Raw genomic sequence first — 14981 nt, forward strand, 5'->3', positions numbered from 1 at the left:
CCGGGGCGGTGGTGCAGGCCCGTCTGCAGCCCGCGCCCCGTCGTGTCGGGGCTCCGCCCCGAACCCCGCGCCTCGACGCCGGCGGGCTGGATTGCCGCAGAGCGGCACTTTCAGCCTCGCCGGCGACGAGGCCCGGGTGTCCGGGCAGAGCTCGGCAGCGCGGCCTGTTACGGGAGGGCGGCGACGAGGGCGGCCAGGGTGGGGGACCAGGCGCTGTCCGGCGGGGTCCCGTAGCCGACGACCAGCGCGTCCCGCGGCGCGAGCCCGGCCTCCGGGTGCCGGAACGCGGACAGGCCGTGCAGGGCCAGGTCCTGCCAGGCGGCCGACTGCAGGACCGACCGCTCCGTCCCCGCCGGGAGGTCCAGCACCGCGTGCAGCCCGGCCGCGATCCCCGACACGCCCACCCGGCCCGCCACCGCCGCCACCAGTTCGTCCCGGCGCCGCCGGTACCGCAGCCGCATGCCGCGCACGTGGCGGTCGTACGCCCCCGAGGTGATGAACTCCGCCAGCGTGAGCTGCTCCAGCGTGCTGGAGGCCCAGTCCGTGGGGCCCTTGGCCGCCAGGACCTCGTCCAGCAGCCCCGGCGGGACCACCATCCAGCCCATCCGGAGCCCCGGCGCCAGTGACTTGCTGGCCGTGCCGAGGTAGACCACCCGGTCCGGGTCCAGCCCCTGGAGGGCGCCGACCGGCTGGCGGTCGTAGCGGAACTCCCCGTCGTAGTCGTCCTCCAGGATCAGCCCGCCCGTGGTCCGGGCCCAGTCGACCGCCGCCGCCCGGCGGGCCGGGGTCAGGGCCGCGCCCGTCGGGAACTGGTGCGCGGGGGTCAGCAGCACCGCGCCCGCCGCGGCGGTCAGCTCCCCGGTGCGGGCCCCGTCCCCGTCCACTCCCAGCGGCCGCGTCCGCAGCCCCGCCCGCACCAGCAGGTTCCGGTGGAAGTCCAGGCCGTACCCCTCCACCGCCACCTCCCGCACCCGCCGCGCCCGCAGCACCCCCGCCAGCAGGGTCAGCCCGTGCAGGAAGCCCGCGCACAGCACGATGCGCTCCGGGTCCGCGTACACCCCGCGGGCCCGTGCCAGGTAGCCGGCCAGCGCCTGCCGCAGCTCGACGCGGCCGCGCCCGTCCAGCCCGTACCCGAAGGCCTCGTTCGGCGCGTCGGTCAGCGCCCGCCGGGCCGCCGAGAGCCAGGCCGCGCGCGGGAAGGCGCCCAGGTCCGGGAAGCCGGGCACCAGGCTGTACGAGGGCCCCTTGCGCGCGGGGCGCCGTACGGGCGCGACCGCCGCGGCCCGGCGCGGACGGGCCCGTTCCGCGACCTGGGTGCCGGACCCCTGGCGGGCGGTCAGCCACCCCTCGGCGACCAGTTCGGCGTACGCCTCCGCGACCGTGTTGCGGGCGATGCCCATGTCGGCGGCGAGGGTGCGTGAGGACGGGAGCCGGGTCCCGGCCGCCAGCCGCCCGCTGCGTGCGGCCTCGCGCAGCGCCTCGGTGAGACCGGCCCGCAGACCGCGCCCGGCGGAGAGGTCCAGATGCAGGTCGGCGCCGAAAGTGGCCCTTGATTCCGTCATGGATATGGACCATATCCCTGGGCCGCCTGCCTCCTAGGGTGGATCACATGACGCACAGCACGCAGAACCGGCAGACCCCCTCCCCCACGCACGAGCACGCGCCCGAGCACACCCCGCGCATGCAGATGGCCAAGCTCGCACCCGAGGTCTACAAGGCCGTCCTGGCCCTGGAGATCGCCTCCCGCAAGGGCCTGGACCCGGCCCTGGTCGAGCTCGTCAAGATCCGCGCCTCACAGGTCAACCACTGCGCCTTCTGCCTCGACATGCACACCAAGGACGCGCTCGCGCACGGTGAGAGCGTCGACCGGATCGTGCAGCTGGCCGCCTGGGAGGAGTCGCGGCACTTCTACAGCGAGAAGGAGCTCGCGGCGATCGAGTTCACCGAGGCCGTCACGGTCCTGACGGACGGTTTCGTGCCGGACGAGGTGTACGAGAAGGCCGCGGAGCACTTCGAGGAGCGCGAGCTGGCCCAGCTGATCGCCGTCATCGCGACGATCAACGTCTGGAACCGCATCGGCGTCACCACCCGCATGGTGCCGGGCCACTACAAGCCGGGCATGTACCAGTCCTGACCGAGCGTGCGCCGGGCAGCCGGCGCGGCCGCCCGACGGGGGTCAGCCGCATGCCGGGCCGGCCGCCCGACGGGTCGGCGGCCGGGCCGGGGTGGCCCGGCCGGCCGGGTCGCCCGGCACCCGGTCAGCCGGCCGGCCGGAACGCGGCCAGCGCCGCCGCGTGGTGGTCCTGCGTGGCCTGCCACGCGGCGACCGGGCCGGCGGTCAGCACCGCCCACTTGCCGCCGTCCCCGGCGAAGAAGACCCGTTCGACACCGCGCCGCACCCCGCGCGACTCCTCGCTGTCGTACTGGTAGACGAGCTCCGCCGCCCCGGAACCGCCCGGAACCGCGCCCACGCTGATCTCCTCGTACCCCCGGGTGCCGCCCCGCAGGTAGGTGGAGGCCTGTTTGACCGCGTCGAGCGGGCTGAGCTCCGGCTCCGACACCCGGAATACCTGGATCAGCGCGGTCCGGTCGGCCGAGCGGTAGAAGACCCCCTCCTTGAGCTCCTCCCGCACCCAGCCGGCCGGGACGGCGATGGTGAAGCCCGACGGGTCCTGCTTGGTCTCGTGGCCCCCCGCCCCCGGCACGGTGCCGGACGGGCTCGGGACTTTGCTCGGGCCGGCGCCGGCCGTCGGGGAGCCGGAGGCGGTGGGCGAGGCCGTCCCGGACGGTCCGCCGCCGGACCACGACGGCGTGCCCGAGGCCACCGTCCCGTTCTTCTCGCCCGCGCGGTCCCCGTCGCCCGTGTCCCGGGCCAGGAACCACACCGCCCCGGCGCCGATCACGACGGAGGCGACCGCGATCCCCGCCGTCACCGGAGTCCGCCACCGGCCGCCCGACCCGCCGGAGGGCGACGTGTAACCGGGCGGCGGCGGTACGGGCGGCAGGTACGCGGGGTCGGGGGCGTACGACGGCTGCGGCGCGGTCGGCACCCCGTACGGGGGCGGCGGCGGAGCCCCCGGCCCCAGCGGGTCGTACACCGGCGGCGCGCCCGGAGGCTGCGGCGGCGGAACCGGAGGCATGCCCGGCGGCGGTCCCGCCGGGGCCTGGTCCACCACCCAGCGCTGCGCCTGCGCGTCCCAGCGGCGCGGGCCGGACGGCGGCTGTGCCGGAGCCACGGCTCAGCCTCCCAGCGCGCCGAGCAGGCTGCCCAGGGCAGCGGCCGCACTCACCGACTCGACCAGCGGAGCCCACCGCTCCAGCGCTGCGCGCAGCCGGGCGGGCAGGCCTGGCCGGATCGTGTCGGTGCCCTCCAGCTGCTCGGCGATCCCGTCCAGTTCGGCGTCGAGCGCGGTCCTGTCGGCGCCCCGGGGGGCCTCCCGTACGAGCGCCTCGCGCAGGGTGAGCACCGCCTCCAGCAGCTGCGCCGCATCGGGTGCGCTCGCTCCCGTACCGCCGTGCTGGACGGTGTTGATGTTGTTGGAGCCGCCGAAACTGACCGCGCTGCCGTGGACGCTGCCGATCCGCACCCCCGGCTCCGGCCCGCTCCCGCTCCCGTTATCTGTCGCCATGGCTCCCCCTGTGTGTGCTGTTGTGATTGCCGCTGCCGCCGAAGCTGATCGCGCTGTCGTACGCCGCACCCACGTAGTTCTCGATGTGGATGCCGGCGCGCCGCGCGAACGCCTCGGTGTGCCAGCCGCCTTCGTGCAGGACCAACGTAATACCGGCGATGACCCGGTCCTGAATGGTCTTCAAGTACCGGTCGAGGTCCATGAGATGGAACAGCGAGCCGTTGTCCTGCGCCGCGAGTTCGCGCACCGACACGCGCGGCCCCTCCGGCCGGGCGCCCCCGTGGCCGCCGGCCGCGATCCTGACCCAGCTCGCGACCCCGCGGCCCAGGGTGACGATTGAGGCCGTGAAGGAGCCGGGGGTGTGCCGCAGGGCCCAGGCCACCTTCCCGAACCGGTTGTTGTTCAGGTAACGGTGGGCGTCCGCGTCCGCGTTGTGGAAGGCCGCGTGGACGGGCAGCAGCACGTGCGGCGCCATCTCCACCATCATCATCCCGCCCTGGGTGTGGACCCGTACGAACAGGGTGACGACCATGTTCTCGTCCCAGCCGCCGACGCGGATGCGCAGGAAGTGCCGACGGCGTTCGCCGCCCTCCTCGATGGCCTCGGCCCGGTGCGTTTCGAAGTCCGCGCGCACGTGCGGTCCTTCGTCGCGGTGCCCCAGTCCGCCGCCCGGCAGGAACACGCACTGGTCGACGACCAGCTCGCGCATCCGGTCCAGTACGGCCGCCTGGGCCTGCGGGGACCCGTGCGGCGAGGGCGCCCGCAGGCGCTCCACCAGGGGCACGACCCCCTCCAGGATGCGGGCGTTGGTGAGCGGCTCCGGCGTGGTACCGGGGGGCAGGTCCTCGCGGGGGCGCAGTTCGAAGGAGTCCTGCCAGGGGCGGTACGCCTGACCGGCCCCGGCGAACGGGTCGTTGATGTCGTACATGATCAGCGGCGAGTGCTGCTCGTCGATGATGCGCTGCCGCACGCGGGCGAACCGTACGCCGACGTCGGCCTCGGCGGGATCGGCCGGCCGGTGGGCGTACCGGTCCCGGTTGAGGTCGTGGGCGATGGTCCGGGCCACGTACCCGCGCTGGAGTCCGACGACGGTGACGACCGCGGCGAAGACCGCCGGCACCCACCCGATGACGAATCCGGTCGCCACGCCTCCGATGCCCTGCGAGAAGATCAGGGCGCCGAAGCCGACCGGGCTGCCGAGCGTGTCGTCGAAGGCGCCGAGCAGGGCCAGCCAGATCCCGAGGACCAGGATCACGATGACGGCCAGGTTCCACCAGGCGTAGATCCGCACCACGACGGACAGGAGGCGCGCCAGCAGGCCGGACCGGGCCCTGAGCCAGCCCGCGAGGCTCAGCAGCAGGAACGGGACGAGCATCAGCGCGAGGGCGCCCCCGGTGAGCACGGAACCGACGAACCAGGCGCCGAGCACGCCGAGCGCCCAGCCGAGTTCGGCGCGGCGGGCGCGGAGGGCGTGGGCGAGGACGCGCGAGGCGTCGAACCCGTAGGAGGGCGCGACGATCCGCTCCTCGTGGACGTACAGCTCCTCGATCACCCGATCGCGGTACCCGGCGTCTATGTAGGTGCCCGCGCACAAGAAGCGGCCGGCCTCGCTGAACGCCGGTTCGACGGGGGGACGGCCGTTGCTGAGGTCGTCCTGCGGATTGCCTGCGGGCTGACGGGGAATCGGGCTCTCGGTCACCGACCGACCTTAGATTTCGCTTACATCATGCGACAGGCGTAAACACGCCAAAGCGCCCCGGCCTGGTGGGGCCGGGGCGCTCGGGGCCGTACTCCCCGTCGAGGTGCGAGCGCTCCTCGGCGGGAAGGACGGATCAGATCAGGCCGAGCTCGCGGACCGCGTCGCGCTCCTCCGACAGCTCCTGGACGGAGGCGTCGATGCGGGTGCGGGAGAACGCGTTGATGTCCAGGCCCTGGACGATCTCGTACTTGCCGTCCTTGCAGGTGACGGGGAAGGAGGAGATCAGACCGGCCGGGACGCCGTAGGAGCCGTCCGACGGGATGCCCATCGAGGTCCAGTCGCCCTCGGCGGTGCCGTTGACCCACGTGTGCACGTGGTCGATGGCGGCGTTGGCGGCCGAGGCGGCCGAGGACGCGCCACGGGCCTCGATGATCGCGGCGCCGCGCTTGGCGACGGTCGGGATGAAGGTCTCGCCAAGCCACACCTCGTCGTTGACGACCTCGGCGGCGTTCTTGCCGGCGATCTCCGCGTGGAAGATGTCCGGGTACTGGGTCGCCGAGTGGTTGCCCCAGATGGTGAGGCGCTTGATGTCGGAGACGGCGGCGCCGGTCTTCTGCGCGAGCTGCGAGATCGCGCGGTTGTGGTCCAGGCGGGTCATCGCCGTGAAGCGCTCGGCCGGTACGTCCGGGGCGGCAGCCTGCGCGATGAGCGCGTTGGTGTTGGCCGGGTTGCCCACGACCAGGACCTTGATGTCGTCCGCGGCGTTCGCGTTGATCGCGGCGCCCTGCGGCTTGAAGATGCCGCCGTTGGCGGAGAGCAGGTCACCGCGCTCCATGCCCTTGGTGCGCGGGCGGGCGCCCACGAGCAGCGCGACGTTGGCGCCGTCGAAGCCCTGGTTCGGGTCGTCGAAGATGTCGATGCCCTTGAGCAGCGGGAAGGCGCAGTCGTCGAGCTCCATGGCGGTGCCCTCGGCGGCCTTCATGCCCTGGGGGATCTCCAGAAGACGGAGCTTGACCGGCACGTCCGCGCCGAGCAGGTGACCGGAGGCGATGCGGAAGAGCAGCGCGTAGCCGATCTGGCCGGCGGCGCCGGTGACGGTGACATTCACAGGAGTGCGGGTCATGGCCTTCTCCGTTAGACAGCTGGCGGTGGGGCGTCCCTGCCCCATGTGCTGGAGGACGCCGCTCCCCTGTAAATCTTGACGTGAAGAGACATCCGCGGTCAGGCTATCCGACCCGGCAGCGGGCTGACCCCCGGGTCCCTGTGGTGCATGGCACACGGACCCCGCCGTTTCGAAGGCGAAGCCGGTTCCAGGACCCCCGTTCGGCCCCCGTTCCGCCTACTCGACCAGGAAGATCCGGCCCGTCTGGTGGCCCTCGATCGACTTGACGTACGCGTTCGCCGCGCGGGAGACCGGCACCGGGTCGAATCCCGCGAACGTGTCCCCGTACACATCGAGGGACTCTTCGAAGACGGTGGGGCTGACGGCGTTGATGCGCTGGCGGCCGGGCAGTTCGATGGCCGCGGCGCGCACGAAGGCCTCGACGGCCCCGTTGGCGAGGGCGGCCACCGCGCCGGTGAGCAGGGGCTCGCGGGCCAGGATGCCGGTGACCAGCGTGTAGGAGGCCTGGCCGGGCAGGTGCGCGAGGCCCTGGCGGACCAGCTCGATCTGGCTGACGACCTTTCCTTCGAGGCCGCTGCGGATGTCGTCCGTGCCCAACTCGCCCAGGCGCCGCCACGGCACGCTGCCGGCCGCGCTCGCCACCGCGTCGATCTCGCCCACCCGTTCGGCCACTTGGGCGTACATGGCCCGGACGGACGCCGGGTCGGTGATGTCCACGGGGACGTCGGCGCCCTTGCGGGAGGCGGTGACGACCTGGTGACCGCGCTCGCGCAGGGCCGCGTGGACCGCCCTGCCGAGGGTGCCGTTCGCTCCGACCAGGAGGACCTTCTGCTTCGCGTTCACGGGCCGAGCATCACCCCGCGCCGACTCACCCCGGCCGGCGCCGCGCTGGCGGCCGCCTGCGAGCCGGTGCTGACCGCACTGGAACGGGCCGAAGGAGCGGTGCGGGCCCTCGACGCGGAGCCCGGCGGCGAGCTGGCCGTCGGCTGCGCCCCGAGCGCGCTGGCCACCGTGGCCGCGCCGCTCGTGGCCGAGCTCGCCGTACGCCACCCCCGGCTGCGGCCGCGCATCGTGCAGGCCGACCCGGAGGAGGCCGTGCCGCAGCTCCGCGCGCGCCGCCTGGACCTGGCGGTGACCTACGCGTACCCGCTGCTCGGCGCCCCGCCCGCGCCCGGGACCACCACGGTGCCGCTGTTCGAGGACCCGCTGTGCCTGGCGCTGCCGCAGGCCCTGGTCCCCGCCTACGAGCGGGACGGGCTCGCCGCGCTGCGGGAGGCCGACTGGGTCTCGGCCCCGGCTCCGAGCAGCTGCCGCGAGATGCTGCTCCACGCCTGCCGGAACGCCGGGTTCACCCCGCGCGTCGCGCACGAGTGCGGGGACCTGCGGGCGGGGCTGTGGCTCGTGGCGACCGGGCGGGCGGTGTCGATCCTGCCGAGGCTGCTGTGCGACGCCCCGCCGCCCGGCGCCGCCGTACGGGAGCTGCCGGGCCCGGGGCGGACGCTGGACGTGCAGGTCCGGGCGGGCACGGAGACCCAGCCGGCCGTCGCGGCCGCACCTCACGGAGCTGACCGCACCCGCGGCGCCCACCCCACTCACCCCCCGGTGAAACGGATCACCGCACCGTGAAGCGGACCGCGCTCTCCAGGAACGGGATCTCCAGCAGCGGCTTGGGCTCGATCACCAGCGCGAGCAGGGTGATCGCCACGCCCAGCAGCCCGTACGTGATCATGTCCGTGAAGCGGGAGCGCACCGCGAGCATCCCCACCGAGGGCAGCACGCGGCGCATCACCGAGGCGGCGATCAGGGCCACGCCGATCGCCAGACAGCCGATCTTCGGGTGCCCCAGGGCGGTGGCCAGCAGCCCGGCCGCGGTCGCGGTGAGCACGCTGAGCATGGGCCACTGACGGGCGGGGGTGGACACGGCCCCCGGGACGGCGCGGCCGCTGCCCTCGGGGCGGGCGGTGTCCCGGGTGACGGACGGGAAGCGGCGGGACCGGCGCGCCTCGTCCGCGGGCGCGCCGACCGTGCCGGCCGCTCCCGCGGTGACGGGCGTGACGGGCGCACCGGAGGCGACGGGCGTGCCGTTCGCCCCGGGCGCGCCGCCGCCGGCCGCGCGCCCGGCATCCCCTTCAGCCTGCACTGCTGCTCCGTTCCGCCGCCTCGACGACGTTGACGAGCAGCTGGGCCCGGGTCATCGGGCCGACTCCGCCCGGGTTCGGGGAGATCCACGCGGCCACCTCGGCCACGCCGGGGTGCACGTCGCCGACGATCTTCCCGCCCTGGTCGCGGCTGACGCCCACGTCGAGCACGGCCGCGCCCGGCTTCACGTCCTCCGGTTTGACCAGGTGCGGAACACCGGCCGCGGCGACGATGATGTCCGCCTGGCGCAGCAGCCCGGAGAGGTCGCGGGTACCGGTGTGGCAGAGCGTCACGGTGGCGTTCTCGGACTTGCGGGTGAGCAGCAGGCCGATGGAGCGCCCCACGGTGATCCCGCGGCCGAGGACGACGACGTGCGCGCCGTTGATGCCGACGCCGTGGTGGCGCAGCAGTTCGACGATCCCGTAGGGGGTGCAGGGCAGCGGGCCCGGCTCGTTCAGCACCAGCCGGCCGAGGGACATGGGGTGCAGGCCGTCGGCGTCCTTCAGCGGATCCATCAGCTCCAGGACCCGGTTGGTGTCGATGCCCTTGGGGAGCGGGAGTTGGACGATGTAGCCCGTGCACTCCGGGTTGGCGTTGAGCTCCCGCACGACAGCCTCGATGTCCTCCTGGGAGGCCGTCGCGGGCAGTTCGCGCTGGATGGAGGCGATGCCGACCTCGGCGCAGTCCTTGTGCTTGCCGTTGACGTACCAGCGGCTGCCCGGATCGTCACCGACCAGGAGGGTGCCGAGGCCGGGGGTGATGCCCCGGGCCTTCAGGGCCGCCACGCGGGCGGTCAGTTCGGACTTGATCGCGGCGGCGGTGGCCTTGCCATCGAGAATCTGGGCGGTCATGCCCCCATCCTCCCGGATGAGGTGGCCCCGGTTCCAGTCAAGGCGCTCACAGGTGTGCAGGGTTCATTGCACTTGCACAACAAGTCACCGACCGCACCGTAACGAACTGGACAAGCCCTGGCCGCCGGACGACGATGAAACGACTGAGTGCCGCGGGCAGTGCCGGGGGGCGGACCGCACCGTGCAGGATTCCTCCGCGCTCATTGCCGTGCGTCCCCGCACTTCCACGGAGGAACACCCCAAGATGAGCTTCGGCGACCCGCACAATCCGTACGGACAGCAGCCTCCCCAGGCCCCGCAGGGCCAGCCCGGCTACGGCTACCCGCAGCAGGCCCCGCAGGGCACCCCGCCGCAGGGCGGCTACGCCTACCCGCAGCAGGCACCGCAGGCCTACCCGGGCGGTCCCGTCGGATACCCGGGCGCTCCGGTCCACGAGATGCCGGGCGGTGCGAAGGCGGCCCGCGTCATCCTCTTCATCATCGGCGGCCTGCAGGTCCTGGGCGGCCTGTTCTTCATCATCGGCGGCGCCGTGTTCGCCGCGGCCCTCTCGGACTCCAGCTACTCCAGCTCCTCCACGGAGGACGTGGGGGCCATCGCCGGCACCGTGGGCGTCGTCATCGGCCTGTTCTTCATCGGCCTGGCCCTGTGGCCCATCCTGACCGCGGCCAAGATGGCCAAGGGCCGCGGCGGCGTCCGCGTCTCCGGCATCGTCTACGGATCGCTGCAGGTCCTCTTCGCCGGTCTCGGGCTGCTGGGGAACATGATCGCGCTCAGTGCCGACGAGCACACCCCTGCCGGCCTCACCGTGATCTCCGCGCTGCCGTCCCTGGTCTCCCTCGGCCTCGGCCTCACGGTGATCGTGGGCCTCGCGAAGGCGGGCGACTACTTCCGGCGCCCCCAGTACTGAGCCCCTCCCGTACGCACACGGCGAAGGCCGCGTCCCGCAGTGCGGGACGCGGCCTTCGCCGTCAGCGGGTACCGGTGATCAGTGGAAGAAGTGCCGGGTGCCGGTGAAGTACATGGTCACGCCGGCCTTCTGCGCGGCCTCGACGACCAGTTCGTCACGGACCGAACCGCCCGGCTGGACCACGGCCTTGATGCCCGCCGCCGTCAGGATCTCCAGCCCGTCCGGGAAGGGGAAGAAGGCGTCGGACGCGGCGTACGAGCCCTGCGCGCGCTCGGCGCCCGCCCGCTCGACGGCGAGCTTCGCCGAGTCGACGCGGTTGACCTGGCCCATGCCGACGCCGACCGAGGCGCCGTCCTTGGCGAGCAGGATCGCGTTGGACTTGACGGCCCGGCAGGCCTTCCACGCGAAGGCCAGCTCGGCGAGCTCGGCCTCGGAGAGGGCGTCGCCGGTGGCGAGGGTCCAGTTGGCCGGGTCGTCGCCCTCGGCCTGGAAGACGTCCGACTGCTGGAGCAGCGTGCCGCCCGAGATCGGCTTGAGGTCGCCCGGCTGGTGCGGGGTGCCGTCCACCTTCAGGACGCGGATGTTCTTCTTCTTGGCCAGGATCTCGACCGCGCCGTCCTCGTAGCCGGGGGCTGCGATGACCTCGGTGAAGATCTCGGCGACCTGCTCGGCGAGCTCGACGGTCACCGGGCGGTTGACGGCGATGACGCCGCCGAAGGCCGACAGCGGGTCGCAGGCGTGCGCCTTGCGGTGGGCGGCGGCGACGTCATCGCCGACCGCGATGCCGCACGGGTTGGCGTGCTTGATGATCGCGACGCAGGGCTCGTCGTGGTCGTAGGCGGCGCGGCGCGCGGCCTCGGTGTCCACGTAGTTGTTGAAGGACATCTCCTTGCCGTGCAGCTGCTCGGCATTGGCGAGCCCGCCCGGCTGCCCGTCGGTGTAGAGCGCGGCGGCCTGGTGCGGGTTCTCGCCGTAGCGCAGGGTCGACTTGCGCTCCCAGGCGCCCGCGAGGAACTCCGGCAGGACCGCCTCCGGCTCCGGCGCGTACGCGTTCGTGAACCAGGAGGCCACGGCCACGTCGTAGGCGGCGGTGTGCTGGAAGGCCTCGGCCGCCAGCCGCTTGCGGGCGGTGAGGTCGAAGCCGCCGCCCTGGGCCGCGGCGATGACGTCGGTGTACCGCGCGGGGCTGGTGACGACGGCGACCGACGGGTGGTTCTTGGCGGCGGCGCGGACCATCGACGGGCCGCCGATGTCGATCTGCTCGACGCACTCGTCGGGAGTGGCACCCGACTGGACGGTGGCCAGGAACGGGTACAGGTTGACGACCACGAGGTCGAAGGGTTCGACGCCCAGCTCGGCGAGCTGGTTGCGGTGGTCCTCCAGGCGCAGGTCGGCGAGGATGCCGGCGTGCACGCGCGGGTGCAGGGTCTTGACGCGGCCGTCGAGGCACTCGGGGAAGCCGGTCAGCTCCTCGACCTTGGTGACGGGCACCCCGGCCGCAGCGATCTTCGAGGCGGTGGAGCCGGTGGAGACGAGCGCGACGCCGGCCTCGTGCAGCCCGCGGGCCAGCTCTTCCAGTCCCGTCTTGTCGTAGACGCTGATGAGCGCACGCCGGATCGGCCGCCGGTTCGTGGTCGGGTCGTTGCTCGCTGCGGTGTCTGCGGCGGTCACTGGATTGTTACCTTTCGTCCCTCAATGCGGTAGCCGTGCCGGGCCAGGCGCCCCACGACATCGACGAGCAGCTGGCGCTCGACTTCCTTGATGCGCTCATGGAGAGCGGCTTCGTCGTCCTCGTCCCGGACCTCGACCACACCCTGGGCGATGATCGGACCGGTGTCCACGCCGCTGTCCACGAAGTGGACCGTGCAGCCGGTGACCTTCGCGCCGTAGGCGAGCGCGTCCCGTACGCCGTGCGCACCGGGGAAGGCGGGGAGGAGGGCGGGGTGGGTGTTGATGAACCGGCCGCCGAAGCGGTCGATGAACTCCTTGCCCACGATCTTCATGAACCCGGCCGACACGACGAGGTCCGGCGCGTGGGCGTCGGTCGCCTCCGTCAGGGCGACGTCCCACTCCGCACGGCTCGCGTAGTCCTTCACCGGGCAGACGAAGGTGGGGATCCCGGCCTTCTCCGCCCGCTCCAGGCCGGCGATGCCCTTGCGGTCGGCCCCCACGGCGACGACTTCGGCACCGAAGCCCTCGGATCCGCCGGGGTGGGCGTCGATGGCGTCGAGCAGGGCCTGGAGGTTGGTGCCGGAGCCGGAGACCAGCACGACCAGGCGGGAGGCGGCCATGGGAGGCCCTTTCTCGCGGGAATTGCGGTGTTCGTCTTTGTGTGGTCATACAAAACTTCGGGGTACCGATATACGGGGAACCATACGAAGCCACCGACCGCCTGCAACGATACCGGCACACCGGACGGCCCCCGAGGGACGGGGGGACGGCCGGGCGGTAGCGTCTGGCGTACAAGCCGCAAACTGGCCTCACCTCGCCACGACGTCGCCTCGACGTCCATGACACAGGGGAAGAAACACACCCGATGCCGGACCGCCGTCAGCCCGACTCCCCCACCGACGACAACCCCTTCGCGGCTCCGCCGGAAGGCCGGCCCGACCAGCCGTGGCAGCCGCGCGGCGGTGGTGACGGCGGGAACGGGGAGGACCCGGGGGATTCCGACGGCCGCCGGGGCCCGGCGCGCTGGGACCCGACCGACCCGATCCAGCGCCGTGCCCGCTACGCGCTGCTGGCCGGCATGTGGGGCTTCTTCTTCGGGATCTTCGGCATCCCGTCGGTGGGCCTGCTGCTGGGCGCGCTCGCCCTGTACTGGGGAATCAGCGCCCTCCGCGGCAAGCCCGCGGCGGCGGCCGCCCCGGGCGCCCCCACCGGCCTGGACGCCCTCGGCCCGGCGGCCCGCCCCCAGCGCACGGCGGCGGTGAGCGGCCTGGTCACGGCCTCCCTGGCGATCCTGCTGGCGATGAGCTCGTACGGCCTGCAGCTCGCGTACAAGGACTTCTACGTCTGCCGCGACGACGCCCTCACGAAGTCGGCGGAACTCCAGTGCAACACCCTCCTCCCGGACAACGTGGTGGGCGACGTCCTGAAGGTCCGCCAGTAACCTCGCCGGCCGATCCAGCCCGGTCCACCACAATCGGGCCCGGCCACACCATCCAGCCCCGCCGCACCATCCGGCCCCGCCGGCGTTTGAGGCGCGGGGCCCGGAGCGGAGCCCCGATTCCCTCGGCCCCGCCGCACCATCCGTTCCAGGCGCGGGGGCGTGGGCTGCACCCCGACTTCAGCCCCGCCGCACCACCCAGGCCCGTCGGCGTCTGAGGCAGGGGGGCGTGGGGCGGAGCCCCGATTCCCTCGGCCCCGCCGCACCCATCCAGCCCCGCCGGCGTCTGAGGCGCGGGGGTCCGGGGCGGAGCCCCGATTTCAGCCCCGCCGGCGTTTGAGGCGCGGGGGTGTGGGGGCGGAGCCCCCGCCGGCCGCGCCGCACCGGGCCTAGACGGGCGGCTTCCGCCGGGCGAGGACCCGCGCCCCCAGAACCGGCGGAGCCAACGGCGGAGCCGGATCCACCACCGAGCCGACCGGTTTCGCCGCCATCAGGATCGGCGTCAGATCCAGCCCGCGCCCCGACACGACGGTCACCGCCCGAGGCGCCCGCGCAACAGGAGCCTCAGCACCGGCCGGAGCCGAGGCGGCCGAGGGAGCCGAGGGAGCCAAAGGAGCCAAAGGAGCCGAGGGAGCCGAGGGAACCGCCGGAGGCTCCGGCGGGGACGCCACCGCCCCGATCTCCGGAATCAGCACCCCCGCCGCCCTCCTCATCGCCGCCCACCGAACCTCCCGTACGCCACTGTCGTGCCACCGGTCGTCCACCATCTCGTCCACGTCCAGCGCGGACAGCGCGTCGAGCGCGGCCAGCCCCCTGGCCGGCCGGTTCCGCCACGCATGCACCGCCACCGCCCCCGGCACCGCCAGCAGCAGCGTCCACGCGCAGGCCGCCGCCCCGGTGGCCCACCACACCGGCCCGAAGTCGGACAGCCGCCGCGAGCCCAGCGGCCCCGCCGAGGCCGCCGCGAGCCCGGTCATCACCAGCCCGCAGACCACCGCCCCGAGCGCCGCCGTGAGCGCGGTCTCCCCGTACGAGACCTCGCGCGCCCGGCGGACCGCGAACCAGCCCACCGCCAGCCCGGCGACCACCGGCACTCCGACGACCGCCCAGGTCAGCGGGGTCCCGGGCCCCTCGGGCGGGAGCGCCGCCAGCAGCGGGAACCGCGGCAGACCGGGCTGGCCCGCGAAGCCGAGCGGCGTGGCGGTGGCATCGGCGCCGAGGGCGAAGCCGGGCCCGAGGGCGTAGGCGGCGCCCCAGACGGTGGCGTTCGGCATCAGCGCGAGTGCGAGCAGCAGGACCGCGAACCGGCCCGACCACACCTCGGTCAGCGACAGGAACGAGGTCTGGACCTCGGCACCGTGCCAGGCGAGCGAGGCGCCGACGAGCAGCGCGCCGCCGCCCAGCAGGACCAGTGCCCCGCCCACCCCGGCCCGCACCGCCAGCGCGTACCGGGGGCGCCCGACGGCTCTCCGCACGCCCCCTGGCAGCCAGGACGGCAGCGGACCGAGCGGACGCCCCCTGGCC

At 73.8% G+C, this 14981-nt stretch carries 15 protein-coding genes; 4 read left to right on the forward strand and 11 right to left on the reverse strand.

Features of this window, described 5'->3' with window-relative positions; all coding sequences use genetic code 11:
• Nucleotides 1–167 precede the first annotated feature (167 nt).
• Nucleotides 168–1562 carry a PLP-dependent aminotransferase family protein gene (locus tag PV721_RS19000; protein WP_319725799.1) on the reverse strand — a complete coding sequence of 465 codons (1395 nt, stop codon included), beginning with the start codon at nt 1560–1562 and terminating at the stop codon, nt 168–170.
• 47 nt (nt 1563–1609) lie between these two features.
• On the opposite strand from PV721_RS19000, the gene PV721_RS19005 reads away from it, so the two are divergent.
• On the forward strand, nt 1610–2134 hold the full coding sequence (locus tag PV721_RS19005) for a carboxymuconolactone decarboxylase family protein (RefSeq protein WP_319725801.1): 525 nt from the start codon (nt 1610–1612) through the stop codon (nt 2132–2134).
• A gap of 124 nt (nt 2135–2258) precedes the next feature.
• On the opposite strand, the gene PV721_RS19010 is transcribed toward PV721_RS19005, so the two are convergent.
• From PV721_RS19010 to PV721_RS19030, 5 genes are all read right to left on the reverse strand, one after another.
• A complete protein-coding gene (locus tag PV721_RS19010; protein ID WP_319725803.1) occupies nt 2259–3236 on the reverse strand; it encodes a hypothetical protein in 978 nt (325 codons plus the stop codon).
• A 3-nt stretch (nt 3237–3239) separates the two neighbouring features.
• On the reverse strand, nt 3240–3629 hold the full coding sequence (locus tag PV721_RS19015; RefSeq protein ID WP_319725804.1) for a hypothetical protein: 390 nt from the start codon (nt 3627–3629) through the stop codon (nt 3240–3242).
• Complete coding sequence (locus tag PV721_RS19020; RefSeq protein ID WP_319725806.1) at nt 3616–5328, reverse strand: hypothetical protein; 1713 nt, start codon at nt 5326–5328, stop codon at nt 3616–3618. The genes PV721_RS19015 and PV721_RS19020 overlap by 14 nt, the downstream gene beginning before the upstream one ends.
• 133 nt (nt 5329–5461) lie before the next feature.
• Complete coding sequence (locus tag PV721_RS19025; protein ID WP_319725807.1) at nt 5462–6451, reverse strand: malate dehydrogenase; 990 nt, start codon at nt 6449–6451, stop codon at nt 5462–5464.
• Nucleotides 6452–6667: 216 nt separating this feature from the next.
• Entirely contained in the window at nt 6668–7294 is a 627-nt protein-coding gene (locus tag PV721_RS19030) for a short chain dehydrogenase (RefSeq protein ID WP_319725809.1), read from the reverse strand.
• A gap of 66 nt (nt 7295–7360) precedes the next feature.
• On the opposite strand from PV721_RS19030, the gene PV721_RS19035 reads away from it, so the two are divergent.
• A complete protein-coding gene (locus tag PV721_RS19035; RefSeq protein ID WP_319725810.1) occupies nt 7361–8077 on the forward strand; it encodes a LysR substrate-binding domain-containing protein in 717 nt (238 codons plus the stop codon).
• Here the strand turns inward: PV721_RS19035 and PV721_RS19040 are convergent.
• Both PV721_RS19040 and PV721_RS19045 read right to left on the reverse strand, forming a co-directional pair.
• Entirely contained in the window at nt 8064–8591 is a 528-nt protein-coding gene (locus PV721_RS19040) for a DUF3017 domain-containing protein (protein ID WP_319725812.1), read from the reverse strand. The genes PV721_RS19035 and PV721_RS19040 overlap by 14 nt on opposite strands.
• The gene (locus PV721_RS19045) at nt 8581–9441 is read right to left on the reverse strand and encodes a bifunctional methylenetetrahydrofolate dehydrogenase/methenyltetrahydrofolate cyclohydrolase (RefSeq protein WP_319725814.1); all 861 of its coding nucleotides are present in this window, start codon (nt 9439–9441) and stop codon (nt 8581–8583) included. Before PV721_RS19045 ends, PV721_RS19040 begins: the two co-directional genes overlap by 11 nt.
• Before the next feature lie 244 nt (nt 9442–9685).
• Between PV721_RS19045 and PV721_RS19050 the strand changes: the two genes are divergently transcribed.
• Nucleotides 9686–10348 (forward strand): hypothetical protein, encoded by a 663-nt coding sequence (locus tag PV721_RS19050; RefSeq protein ID WP_319725816.1) that lies wholly within the window; start codon nt 9686–9688, stop codon nt 10346–10348.
• A 78-nt stretch (nt 10349–10426) separates the two neighbouring features.
• Here the strand turns inward: PV721_RS19050 and purH are convergent, their stop codons facing one another.
• Complete coding sequence (gene purH / locus PV721_RS19055; protein ID WP_319725819.1) at nt 10427–12019, reverse strand: bifunctional phosphoribosylaminoimidazolecarboxamide formyltransferase/IMP cyclohydrolase; 1593 nt, start codon at nt 12017–12019, stop codon at nt 10427–10429.
• Nucleotides 12016–12639 carry a phosphoribosylglycinamide formyltransferase gene (purN, locus tag PV721_RS19060; protein WP_319725822.1) on the reverse strand — a complete coding sequence of 208 codons (624 nt, stop codon included), beginning with the start codon at nt 12637–12639 and terminating at the stop codon, nt 12016–12018. Before purN ends, purH begins: the two co-directional genes overlap by 4 nt.
• A 245-nt stretch (nt 12640–12884) precedes the next feature.
• Here purN and PV721_RS19065 point away from each other — a divergent pair, with 245 nt between their 5' ends.
• Entirely contained in the window at nt 12885–13460 is a 576-nt protein-coding gene (locus PV721_RS19065) for a hypothetical protein (protein WP_319725825.1), read from the forward strand.
• Between the two features lie 386 nt (nt 13461–13846).
• On the opposite strand, the gene PV721_RS19070 is transcribed toward PV721_RS19065, so the two are convergent.
• The coding region (locus PV721_RS19070; protein WP_319725827.1) for a DUF6350 family protein at nt 13847–14981 on the reverse strand (1135 nt) is incomplete at its 5' end.

Source organism: Streptomyces sp. MB09-01, assembly GCF_033794505.1.
Taxonomy (GTDB): Bacteria; Actinomycetota; Actinomycetes; order Streptomycetales; family Streptomycetaceae; genus Streptomyces.